The organism is Pseudoalteromonas sp. SR45-4, from assembly GCF_014163535.1.
GTDB lineage: Bacteria > Pseudomonadota > Gammaproteobacteria > Enterobacterales > Alteromonadaceae > Pseudoalteromonas > Pseudoalteromonas nigrifaciens.
This window is the reverse complement of record NZ_JACJDO010000065.1, coordinates 1-12,488: the sequence shown is the minus strand read 5'-3', so window position 1 is coordinate 12,488 and position 12,488 is coordinate 1. Positions and strand designations below refer to the sequence as shown.

General features: G+C 32.9%; 13 protein-coding genes. All 13 read right to left on the bottom strand.

Annotated features, from left to right (window positions below):
• Positions 1-184: 184 nt before the first annotated feature.
• Complete coding sequence (gene rfbB, locus H5058_RS17560; protein ID WP_182679273.1) at positions 185-1,285, bottom strand: dTDP-glucose 4,6-dehydratase; 1,101 nt, start codon at positions 1,283-1,285, stop codon at positions 185-187.
• A 63-nt stretch (positions 1,286-1,348) separates the two neighbouring features.
• Positions 1,349-2,224 (bottom strand): dTDP-4-dehydrorhamnose reductase, encoded by an 876-nt coding sequence (gene rfbD / locus H5058_RS17555; protein WP_182679271.1) that lies wholly within the window; start codon positions 2,222-2,224, stop codon positions 1,349-1,351.
• 13 nt (positions 2,225-2,237) lie between these two features.
• The gene (gene rfbC / locus H5058_RS17550) at positions 2,238-2,798 is read right to left on the bottom strand and encodes a dTDP-4-dehydrorhamnose 3,5-epimerase (protein ID WP_182679269.1); all 561 of its coding nucleotides are present in this window, start codon (positions 2,796-2,798) and stop codon (positions 2,238-2,240) included.
• Positions 2,798-3,676, bottom strand: coding sequence for a glucose-1-phosphate thymidylyltransferase RfbA (rfbA, locus tag H5058_RS17545; RefSeq protein WP_182679267.1), 879 nt, complete (start codon positions 3,674-3,676; stop codon positions 2,798-2,800). The genes rfbC and rfbA overlap by 1 nt, the downstream gene beginning before the upstream one ends.
• Positions 3,661-4,734 (bottom strand): DUF1972 domain-containing protein, encoded by a 1,074-nt coding sequence (locus H5058_RS17540; RefSeq protein ID WP_182679265.1) that lies wholly within the window; start codon positions 4,732-4,734, stop codon positions 3,661-3,663. Before H5058_RS17540 ends, rfbA begins: the two co-directional genes overlap by 16 nt.
• Positions 4,734-5,819, bottom strand: coding sequence for a glycosyltransferase family 4 protein (locus tag H5058_RS17535; RefSeq protein ID WP_182679263.1), 1,086 nt, complete (start codon positions 5,817-5,819; stop codon positions 4,734-4,736). The genes H5058_RS17540 and H5058_RS17535 overlap by 1 nt, the downstream gene beginning before the upstream one ends.
• A 53-nt stretch (positions 5,820-5,872) precedes the next feature.
• Positions 5,873-6,568, bottom strand: coding sequence for an acyltransferase (locus H5058_RS17530; protein ID WP_182679261.1), 696 nt, complete (start codon positions 6,566-6,568; stop codon positions 5,873-5,875).
• A gap of 36 nt (positions 6,569-6,604) precedes the next feature.
• On the bottom strand, positions 6,605-7,855 hold the full coding sequence (locus H5058_RS17525) for a glycosyltransferase family 4 protein (protein ID WP_182679258.1): 1,251 nt from the start codon (positions 7,853-7,855) through the stop codon (positions 6,605-6,607).
• On the bottom strand, positions 7,852-8,955 hold the full coding sequence (locus H5058_RS17520; RefSeq protein WP_182679256.1) for a hypothetical protein: 1,104 nt from the start codon (positions 8,953-8,955) through the stop codon (positions 7,852-7,854). The genes H5058_RS17525 and H5058_RS17520 overlap by 4 nt, the downstream gene beginning before the upstream one ends.
• A 6-nt stretch (positions 8,956-8,961) precedes the next feature.
• Entirely contained in the window at positions 8,962-10,134 is a 1,173-nt protein-coding gene (locus tag H5058_RS17515) for a phosphotransferase family protein (RefSeq protein WP_182679254.1), read from the bottom strand.
• Positions 10,135-10,136: 2 nt separating this feature from the next.
• Entirely contained in the window at positions 10,137-10,709 is a 573-nt protein-coding gene (locus H5058_RS17510) for a hypothetical protein (protein WP_182679252.1), read from the bottom strand.
• Complete coding sequence (locus H5058_RS17505; RefSeq protein WP_182679250.1) at positions 10,706-11,860, bottom strand: hypothetical protein; 1,155 nt, start codon at positions 11,858-11,860, stop codon at positions 10,706-10,708. Before H5058_RS17505 ends, H5058_RS17510 begins: the two co-directional genes overlap by 4 nt.
• A partial coding sequence (locus H5058_RS17500) for a hypothetical protein (RefSeq protein WP_220485851.1) occupies positions 11,860-12,488 on the bottom strand: 629 nt, incomplete at its 5' end. The genes H5058_RS17500 and H5058_RS17505, both read right to left, overlap by 1 nt.

The following is a 12,488-nucleotide window of genomic DNA, read 5'->3' as shown; positions in this document are numbered from 1 at the left end:
CAAAAATGCCTTGCCAGTGTTTTATTTTTTGCTGTTTATTCATAATTACCTCAGGTTAATATGCTGAGTAAATTATGCATAGGTAGCATTAATATTGGTATGTGGGTTTAATTGCGCGCTTACGAATAATCCAAAACCAGTACAATTAAGTGTGGAAGTTAATCGCCCCCAAAAACTTAGTAATTTATGAATATTGCTCAGCTATCCAGTTTTGGTAAGAGCCATCCATCACACTCTGCCACCATTGCTCATTATTCAAATACCAAGCAACGGTTTTAGCAATTCCGGTTTCAAACGACTCTTTCGGTTGATAGCTTAACTCATTATTAGTTTTAGTCGCATCAATAGCATAACGACGATCGTGGCCGAGTCTGTCTTTTACATAAGTAATAAGTGACTCCGTATTTTGAGCCATCGCTGCTTTTGCATTTGGAAAACGATTAGCTAACTCTTTATTTTTTACAAATTCTTGTTCAACTAATTTTGAAATAGTTTTTACTATATCAATATTAGCCCATTCATTATCACCACCAATATTATAATTCTCACCAATTCTGCCATTTTGTAGAACCAAGTCGATACCATATGCATGGTCTTCAACATATAACCAGTCACGAACTTGTTGGCCATCACCGTAAATGGGTAAGGCTTTGTCATGCAAAATATTGGTAATAACTAAAGGAATAAGCTTTTCAGGAAAATGAAACGGCCCATAGTTATTTGAACAATTACTCGTCGTAACATTTAAACCATAGGTATGATGATACGCGCGTACTAAATGATCACTGGCCGCTTTACTAGCAGAATAAGGTGAATTAGGCGCGTAGGCCGTATCTTCTGTAAAAGCAGGGTCGGTAGGAGAAAGCGTACCATACACTTCATCAGTAGATACATGATGAAAACGATGCCCTTCCAAAACATTTTCTCCATCTAACCACACTTTTTTAGCGGCTTTAAGCAAGCTATACGTACCAATAATATTAGTTTCGATGAAAGCATCAGGGCCTGTAATTGAACGGTCAACGTGCGACTCTGCGGCAAAGTGCACTAAAGTATCAATACCGTGTTCAACCAGTAAGTTTTCAATTAACGCTTGGTCACAAATGTTACCGTGCACAAAGGTAAAGTTAGCTTCACCTTTTACACTGTCTAAATTAGCAATATTACCTGCGTAAGTTAGGGCATCAAGTACAACAATTTTATCGGCTGAATATTTTTCCATCCAATAATGAACAAAGTTAGCACCAATAAAACCAGCACCACCTGTAACTAATATTTTTTTCATAATAACTCTCTAAAACTCTTTATATAAACGCTACGTTCTAACCACAAGGTTAATGTGATAAAACTAAGGCTGCTCAGCTTTTAACGCCGTCATCATCATATGTAATTGTGTTTGCCAATGGCAAAAAGTAAGTTCTGGTAAGGTATTTGCAAAACCACTTTTATCTAACACGCTGTAATGTGGACGTTTAGCAGCGGTTGGGTATTGATCAGTAGTAATAGGTTTAATTGGTATTATTTTTTCTAATAGGCCAAGTTCAAGGCCAATACGTTGAATAGCAACAGCAAAGTCATACCAACTCGCAACGCCTGTATCTGTATAGTGGTGAATACCATTAACACTACTTGTTAAACTAGCTACACAAGCCGCCGCTAACCCTTTGGCATAAGTAGGTGTGCCAATTTGGTCACTAATAACACCAAGTTCGGGCTTAGTTCGCATTAAATTCAGCATAGTTTTTACAAAGTTATTACCATGTGTAGAATACACCCAAGACGTACGAATAATACAGCTCCGTTCTGGATAAGTATCTGTAATTAACTGCTCACCTTGGGCTTTGCTAGCCCCATAAACTCCTAAAGGTTGTATTTCATCACCAGGTAAATACGGCGCACCTTTATGACCATGAAAAACAAAGTCTGTAGATATATGCACAAAAGGCACAGATAACGCTTTACACGCCTGCGCTAAATTCCCCACAGCCTTAGCATTAAGCGCATAAGCATTATCAACATCACTTTCAGCCTTATCAACTGCAGTGTAAGCCGAAGCATTAATAACTCCCGCAGCTTTTTGCTGCTGTAAACACTCCGTTATCGCTGCAACGTGTTGTAAATCAATATCAATCCGCCCTAAACATACTATTTCATGTTCAGGGGATGCAAGTTGACTTAATTCCCAGGCTAATTGCCCTGACTTACCTATTACAATTATTTTCATGGCTTATCTGACTTTACTCGAACTTAGAGGCAAACGTTGGCGCATCTTTAAACAAAAGACCAGCTTCATCTTTTGCAGCTAACAAAGGAGCTTTACCATCAACCAACGGCCATTGAATGTTTAAAGCAGGATCATTCCATAATAACGACACTTCGTGCTCTGGTGCGTAATAGTCTGTACATTTATAAACAAACTCTGCCGACTCACTTATCACATAAAAACCATGAGCAAAACCTTCTGGCACCCATAATTGACGTTTATTTTCACCAGAAAGAACTACACCCACATGCTGACCATAAGTAGGTGATGATTTACGGATATCAACCGCAACATCATAAACTTCGCCCGAAGTAACACGTACTAACTTACCTTGGGTGTTTTTTAACTGGTAATGTAAGCCACGCAAAATACCTTGGCTAGATTTACTATGGTTGTCTTGCACAAAGGTCTTTTGAGCACATTCACGAGTAAACTCATCAACACGAAACGTTTCCATAAAAAAACCACGCTCATCACCAAACACATTTGGTTCAATAATTTTAACGTCAGCTATAGCTGTATCTATATAACGCATTAAAAGACTCGTTCTTCAATAAGTTTGATCAAGTACTCACCATAACCACTTTTGCGTAAGGGTTGTGCTATTTCTCGAAGTTTGTCTGCGCTTAACCAACCATTACGAAAAGCCACTTCCTCAGGGCAGTTAACCTTTAAGCCTTGGCGCTTATCAATAGTGGCAATAAATTGCGCTGCAGCGAGTAAGTCGTCATGAGTACCCGTGTCAAGCCATGCAGTACCACGGCCCATAATTTCAACTTTTAATTCACCTGCTTTTAAATACTGTTCAATAACTTCAGTAATTTCCAACTCACCACGCGGAGAGGGTTTTACATTTTTAGCAAATTCAACCACGCGTTCGTCAAAGAAATATAAACCAGGTACAGCATAATTTGACTTTGGTACCGGAGGTTTTTCTTCAATAGAAATAGCGGTGCCTGCGTCGTCAAACTCAACAACACCATAAGATTTAGGATTCGACACATGATAACCAAATACCGTACCGCCACTTTGTTGTGCATTCGCCGCCTTAAGCGATTTCACCAAATCATGGCCATAAAACATATTATCGCCAAGCACTAATGCAGCAGGCGCACCATTAAGAAACTCTTCCGCTAATATAAAGGCTTGGGCTAAACCGTCAGGGCTAGGTTGAATTTTATAAGAAATAGAAACACCAAAATTTGATCCATCGCCCAATAGTTCTTCAAAACGGTAAGTTTCTTCTGATGTTGATATAATCAGTATCTCTTGAATACCTGCTTGCATTAATGTAGCAAGTGGATAATAAACCATAGGTTTATCGTAAACAGGCATGAGTTGCTTACTAACAACTTTTGTGAGTGGATAAAGACGTGTGCCACTACCACCGGCTAGTATTATTCCTTTATGCATAAACTATCTAAACCTCTACTAAATAAATTGAAATATTGTTGCTTAACAATTTGCCAAGTGTATCTGCGCTTAGCAATTTCTTTCATGTTACTAGCATTTTCAACAGAAACAGGTGAGTTAATTAACTTAACTAATGCGTCTGTACTTTCAAAGAATTGAGCCCTATCTTCCGTTGAAGCTCTATTATAATTACAATCATAAGCAAAAATGGGTTTACCAAAATGCATCATTTCTACCAGTGATGGGTTGGTACCACCAGCAGAGTGGCCATGAACATAAAAAGAACATTTTTGACGAATATCGAACAGCGTCTCTATCTCGTAAATAGGATCAATAATTTCTATATTGCTGTATTGTTGATATTTACTTTTCATCAAACAGCCAAATTCACTATTATTCCAATTACCAATAAATTTTAAACTTTTATTGGTTTTACTGAAGCTTTCTAAAATCAATTCAACATTATTTTCAGGTTCAATTCGGCATAATGCTAAAGCATAGCCATCATCTGAAGTTATTAGATCTTTCACAATAGCATGGTCACCACCATAAGCGATAACCTCTGAGTCAACTCCATATTCTTGCTTCACATAATCAGCAATACCCTTGTTATCAGCTACAATAACATCTGAATATTTAACAGCAATTTTTTCTGAAAGCTTTAAAAAACGTTTAGCCCAGACATTCCACTTATCTCGTTTCCATTCTAAACCATCAATGTTTGTAACAATATTGGCTTTACTAAATAGACGAATTAACGGTAAACAAAGCGCGCCTGAAACACCTAAAATCAATAAGTTATCTGATTTCTTTACAAAAGCAGCATGAAATATAGACCATAAATCATAGGGAATACTTTGAACACCATTAGCATTTAAAGGTATGAAATGCAGATACGCATTTTTGTACATTTCCGGCTTAATAGTATAGTTTTTTGATGAACAATAAACGATTATTAATTTATCCCCTTCATTTTCATCAAGCAAGTTTTCTACAAGTGTTTCGAAACCACCATAACAGGCAGGGACACCAACAGTACCTATAATAGCTACATTCATTAAAGGACTTCCAATATGTTTTTTTTGTATTCCGAGAACTGAAAGTTATCAGCTGTAATCAATGCATTTGAAACAAGTGCATTATGCATAGCACAGTTACTAGCAATCATATTTATTTTTTCTGCTATTTCATCAATATCATTAACCGATATTTTGAAACCATTCATACCTTCTTCAACTATTTCAGTAATCCCGCCAACAGTTGGAACAATAGCAGGACAGCCATGAGCAAAACCTTCAATCACTGTCATTCCAAAGGTTTCAACCCACTCATTTGGGTTCGATAAATTCAACACTAATGAAGATAAAGTATAAATTTTATTAATATCATCAGGCCTTCTAATTACTTCTAGATTGGCAGGAATATCAATACTATTTAAAAAATTATCGTAATCGTTTTCGTCGGCATTCAAAGCTAAAATAAACCGAATATTCTTTTTTTCTAAAGTTTGAGCCAAAATCACAAAATCATAAACCCCTTTATATTTTTTTAATGATGAAGGCATAAAAACAGTAAAAACTTTATTTTTTAGAATACTCGAATTTTGGTCTAACTGTTTGGGTAATGAATTATATACAACATACTCCTCAATACACTGGATATTGGCTCCTTCGGTTTCTTTTAAGTAATTTGATACATAAATAGCTTTATCTGCTGTGTTGTTCAACACCCACTTTAACCACTTTTTTAGTATCTGAGGACGAATGGAGATTTCATGTACATAATATACAATATGACAGCCTCCAAGCTTTGCACCTAAAGCAGCACCAAAGGGTAATATTGTATTTATTAATACGGTAGGTTTATCCTCTTTTTTAATAAAAAAGGTTTTGAAAAAAAGCATCAAAAAAAAGACAATTTGACTTAATATGAAAGAGAACAACGTGAATAATTTAATATTAAATCTTTTATATTGAATGAGGTTTTTTTTAACATCGCACCGGGATAAAAAACCATTATCTTTACTTGTAATTAACTCTACCTGGCAATTATTATCAATTAGCGCATCAATACAGTTTGCTAACACTAAAGGGCTACCACTAAAGTCATTTAATAGATGTACTAATAAAAAATTTTTTTTCATAATTTTATTTCAAGCTAAAATTTGTATAATTAGATTTTAAGGGAACATAAATGTTAACTTCTATATTTCAAAATTTTAGCCGGTACTCCTCCTATAACTACATTATCAGGGAAAACTCCAGAAACAACGGCTCCTGCAGCAATAACGCAGCCATTGCCTACCTTGCTTCCATCTAGAACTGTAACTTTCGAGCCAACCCAACAGTTTTCACCGATTAAAATGCCGCGTCTTGTAACTCCTTGTTCTCTTATTTCTATATGAAGGTTAGAAAAAATGTGGTTTTCCGAATGAACACTAAAATATTGGCCTATAATACAAGAGGATCCAATAGAAACACCTCCAGCCCCACCTATATAACTGAATTCACCAATCGCTACATCATTACCTATATTAATACCCGCCCCTATATTATTGAAGGATGTAGATACGATCACTCTAGAGAAGTCACCGATACTTACTCGATCCCCAAATTCGATTCCACTCTCTCCCAGTGAACTGCAAAATGTATAATTTCCTAAAGTAACAAAACTACCGAATGATATTTTATTCAAACCTGAAAAAGAAACCCCCTTTCCTAAGAATAGATTATTTGTTTTTTTGAATTTAAATATCAAAAGCATGCCTCTAAATTTATACTTGAGACGATTGTTAACCAAACTAAGGATTGCAAGTAAACCAACATTAGGGTCAAACTCAAAGTGTGGGTTTTTATATTTTCTAATTATGAAAGTAATTGTATTTTTCAGCATTTTAAATTATCTCAGCAACATAAATAACTTAGTTAATTATAAGTTATTTGTATCTGATTCCAGCTCCCTGTAAATATTATTAACACGGTCCATCATTACGCCCCAAGTCATTTCTGACATCAAATGATTTTTTGCATTTTTAGCTAGCTTTTCACGCAAAATGGCGTCTGTAGAAAGTACGTTTAAAGCTTTAGATAAATCAGCAATAACCTGTTTAGGGCTACATGGCACTATTTTTAAGCCACCATTATTAGCAACAATCATATCTGGACCACTAATTTTAAGACAACAAACGGGAATTCCCATAGCTACCGCTTCAAAAAATGCCCAGCTTCCGCCTTCTTTGAAAGTAGTTGAGAAGTAAATATCGCTTGTAGATAAATGCTCAATAACCTCAGCCCTAGGGATCCAGCCTGTAAATATCACAGTGTCACTTAAATTATTATCTTTACAAAACCTCTCTAAAGAAGCTCTTTCATGCCCGTCACCAACAATATAAAATTTAAAAGGTATTTGGTATATGTTTTTTAGTTCAAGTATGACTTTTAAAGTCAATAAATTAATTTTAGAATGTATAAAACGCCCAATTGTAATTATTTTTATCTCATCGGAACTTTTTAATGATTTACTTTTATAGTCTAGCAACTCCTCAGGAACTCCAGTTTCAAGCATTAATTCTGTTTTATTTTTAGCAAAATTAGGAATCATGTCTAATGTTTCATTAGTTCTAACCAATATTTTATCTGCTTTTATACATTGTAATAAAAACATAGGATTAATTTTTTGCAATTTTTGTATCGTATGTCTAATTATCTCAGAAACTTTTCCCTTAAAGGTAAACTCATTGATAAAAGCTAAGGGTACATTTTCACCACCACCTACAGGACCTAATACAAATTTACATGGCAAAAGAAACATAAAGTTTGGTAATAAAAGACTACCAAAGGTTACATAATGAATAAAATCAAACCTTTCATTCATCCTCTTAATTTTTTTATATGCACCAAACTGCCATAATGTATAATATAAATATAATCCTCTTTCTCCTTTTTTCCACTTTCTAGCTGAATCAGGAAGATCATGATATATAAATTTAAGCTCAGTGTTTATATTGTTTTTTTTAATATAATTTTCTATTGTTAATTTATTTGAAAGTCTCGTTAATACATATACATCGTTATTTGTAGATAAGAGATTAGCCCATTTCCAGCCAATTTCTCTTTCTGAACTGAATCCTGGTTCACAAGAATATGCACAAACTAATATTTTTCTTTTTTTATTTATCATTTAAATTTCGCTGTAGGTGAAAGTGAATTAAAAAGGCTGCGCTTTGTTCTTTGAGCTTGCTTTTTTAATATAAGATATGTGTACATTTTGATGTCTATCGTCATATCATCCATAACAAAATCTAAATCTGGTGTGACTTTTAAGTAAGTTAATAGCTTGTACAACAAAGTGTTTTTTTCACGCAGAATTGAGAGCTGCAAGTTAATATAAACTTTCCTTTTTGTTATTTTTGGCCATAAAACTGACTTCAGATGCATTTTCGATAGCTGTCTTAAGCTTTCAGGTTCAACATAAGAGGTTCCATGAAAACTACCAGAAATCCGCTCATCTATAGAATCTATAATTTTCTTCGTTCTCTCTAGATCGTTACTTACAAAAGCAATTGATAAGCCTGTTGGATAAATTATTCTATATAAGGCTCTTATAAATTGAAAAAGTATGTATTCTAATCTATAGCTCATATTAGTGTTTTTATTGGATACACTCTTTAATGCTTTTCTTAAAAAGGAATAGTTTTCATCAAAAAGACTAATATCACCTGAGACTATTAAGTCTTTTAGAATATCACTCGCTTCTTTATCAAAGATAGCTCTATTGCCTCTATTTATAATATCAAAGTCATCTTTGATTAAAGAACGAATAGTCTTTATATGAGCATGTGAAGCATCTCCTTTAAAAATCCGCCTCTGAAGAATAAATGGTACCTCAACCTCGGGCGCTGGAATATAAAAATTTTTATATTGTGCTTTATTTTTAATCATTGTTGAGAATGGCATCAAATTAGGAAATCCCTTCCCACTAAAGTCAACAAAAAAATCCAACTGAAGCCAAAAATATTTTTCAGTATCTAAAGGAGAAAGAATAAATGCACATTTATTGAAGCCATGCCAAATTTTTTGAGTGATACTTACAGAAAACTCATTGGCAAGCTCAGTAACTAACTGATCTAATTTACCAAAGCTAGTTTTATCAATTGCTATATCTACATCTGAAGGTATAACTTCTGGCATGTTAATATAATTATTCATAACACAATAATTTGCTTCAATTTCATTTAATTTATTAAAAAAACGACTTAACATTTTAGATTCTAACTTCATAAATAATTACCTAACAACTTTCTCAATAATGTCATGATGTTTATTAACAGAAAAATCACCTAGGAAGAATTCAAAGTATGAGTTCCAGATATCTAATTGCCAATAAACTTGTTCGTGTATAAACCCTGTTTGCTGTTTATATCTTAAAGAGTAATAGTTTGACTGCTGTAAAAAGTACAGGCATACATATAGCTTTAAACTCTGTTTCGTTTCACCCACAGTATGCCGCTGTAAACAGGTAAATACTTCAGTATATACAGTATCAAAATCACTATTTTTTATAAGTATTTCTTGTGAAACTATAAAGTGAATAAGGTCAAAATATTTTGACCTTATTTCTCCTAACTCCCAATCAATAACAGCTAAACTATCTTCTGGAGATGGGAAAACATTCCACAAAGTCAAGTCTCCATGCGAAAAATATACATCTATATCGATATCTTTTTTTGATAATAATAAAAGGACTCTTTTTTGAAGCTTTATATTTAATTCCAAGTCATATACTAGACGATCATTTTGTTTTTTAAAATTTGGATGTGAATCAATAGATGTTCGCATCTCCTGCAATATATTAGATAAATCAACTTTATCAGCTGACTGAGTGTAAAGTATTTCATAAAAACTATTAACCGCTTTTAGTGCTACTTCTCTTCCCCCCCCCTTCTGCATTGCAACATCCGTAATACCGTACAGATCACTATATTTGGCTATGCTTGGTATTTTATGGCTACCAAAATCATAATTTTTAAGTTTTTTTAGTATTTCAATTTCATTACGCACTAAAAGTTCAGACTCTTTAGACGTTGCTATTTTAAAAAAAACATTATGATTACTTTTATTACCAACAATTATAATTTTTCTGTTAACACCTGGTGTACCTGTAAAGAAAGACAAATGAGGAAAATGTTCACTTAAAATATCATATACAGAACCTTTATCTATATCGTATTTTTTTTTATTGAAAAAAAACCTTTGAAGTTTTAATTGCCAAATAATAGTAATTAATAATGAAAATATTTTTGATTTGAAAGTTAATCTAGGGTAAGTTGCAAGGAATGTTGGTTTAGCACAATTTGAGTCTATGCACCAAAATACTCTACCTTGCTTCTTAATCTCAAGAAAATCTACAGTATAAAAATCTTGGTTATTATTTTTAAAAATTGAATTTAAAAAAGACACAATTAAAACTCCAAAACCTTCATGATTTCCTTCACATTTTGCTGCAATGAAGATGTGGTATTAATAACTATTGTTTTACAGAACTTTCCTTTCAAATCTAAATACTCTTTTCGTTGGCGTTCCGTTTCGGCCCAGCAAACCTCTTGTTTTCTTGATTGAATAACATCTGTTGGTGCGTCTAAAATAATTAATAAATCAGGTTTAGAAATTAGTTTTGCAATGTAAGATGCATAAGTTAAGTCTGCGCCATAGCAGTACCTTTTTGGATCAACTAAAATATCATAAAAATAACGATCAAATATATGCAGTTTAGTTGACTTAGTAATAAATAAGTTTCCTAAATTATACTCTGCGAACCAAAATAATAATTTCAAAATAGATTTAAAGTTATTATGTGAATTACTTGAATGGGGATCAAGAACTGGAGTCCCATTATTTACATTCCTATATCTAGGAAGAAAACCAGGGACCAAATAATGGTATGAGGAGTCAATGCTTGTAGGCAACGACTTTACTAATTCATTTATTACAGTGGACTTACCGACCCCATCAGGACCAAGAAAAGCAATTTTCATTTTACACTCTTAAGAAAAGTTATAAGAAAAAACCAAATTAACACATTAACATAGGATGCTAAAAGCAGAGATATAGGTAAACTTAATAATACATATTCATCAAACAATAAGTAAAAAGTAAAGATAGATATAGCAGTTGATAACATTGAACTTACAAATAAACTTTTAGGTCTCTGTTGTAATCTAGCAGCAACTTTCACCATTGTATTTAAAAATGAACCTAGAGGAATCCATGCTAAAACAATCAGTGCTGTCTTAATTTCTATATTATTACCAGCGTATAAAGTATCCACAATCACTTCTTTAAGGGCGATAAGTGTAGTACCTAAAGCTAATAAAACTAATGATCCTGCTAATGCTAATTTTATTAATGCTAAATTATACTTTCCCTTTTTCATGTTAGAGTATTTTGAAATCAAATAAGGCTCTATTGAAATAATGACAAAGCTAAATAATGAAGCTATATTTTGTGCACTTTTAATAGCACCTATATTCGCCGTACTCAAAAGTGAGTATGCAAAAAAACTAATGATATTAGAAGACATCCATTGCATTTTAGCCGAAGCATAAAACCCAAGATTACCTCGGTATAATTTTAAAGTATTATTTAAATCGAGTGGTTTTACTCTTAAATACTTAAGAAAATAACATAACTGAATCAAGGATAAAGCGACTAAGAATGGAAAAATAAAAAAGTAGAGATTTACATTACTTAAAGGTGAAAGTGCGATCGGCAATATAGATAAAATAACGAGCGAAAACCGAAGTAGTAATAGCTTAAAGTCATTTTTTTTAATCATTAATTTTCTTACACAATCATCGACACAATAAATGTGACAATATATAGGTACTAATAAATAATCTGGTATCCCTATAAATAGATTAAAAACTCCAGAGGCTAAACCTATTAAAGTAAAAAAAAGCATAGAGATTACTATTGAAGTTAATAAATAACGCGACTCTCTCCTCTCACTTACTTCCATCAGACAAGGCAGTGTTACCAAGTTGTAAAACAAATTTAAAAAAAATAACGATATCAAAATATATATTGCATATTGTCCATATACCTCAACACCTAGATATCGAACAAATGCTATACCTATTATAAAAGTTAATAAGCTATTTAAAGCTTGCTCTAAAACATAAAACATTAACACTGATTCTTATTTAATAGCTTATTAGAACCTAAAAATACAAACGAAAAAAGTAGCGATAATAGTAATAAATAAGATGGTCGGCCTAGATAGTAACTTGAAGTAAATCCGTATGTGACACACATCGTATGAAATATCAAAAAGTTATTGTATAATGAACTTTTTTTATTTTTTGATAAGTACGGTAATGTAATAAATATTAAATATAAAAGCCCTCCCCCTGCCCCTCCCGTTAAAAGAGATAACAAAAACGAGCTGTGCACATCGATACTCCAAGCCAAGTCATATTTTTGTAGTGCAGACCTTTCAGTCATGAAGCCAATTCCTATGATTTTCAGAATATAACCAAGCTCACTGTAAGCTTCGATAGCTTTCTCATAAACAGAAAACCTACCACTTCCTATTAAAATGGAATTCACGCTTTTACCTGCAATACTTGCATTAGTCCCTTCGTTATTTAACAAAAATCTAATGAAACTTAGAGATAGTAAAACTAGTAAAGAAGTGAAAATAGAAATTAATACATACCTTTTCTTTAAAAAAATATAAAAAACAACACAGATAAAATATGACAAAAAGGCAGAAAATGATTGAAAATAAATACCTAAGAAAACTAAAAAAACAA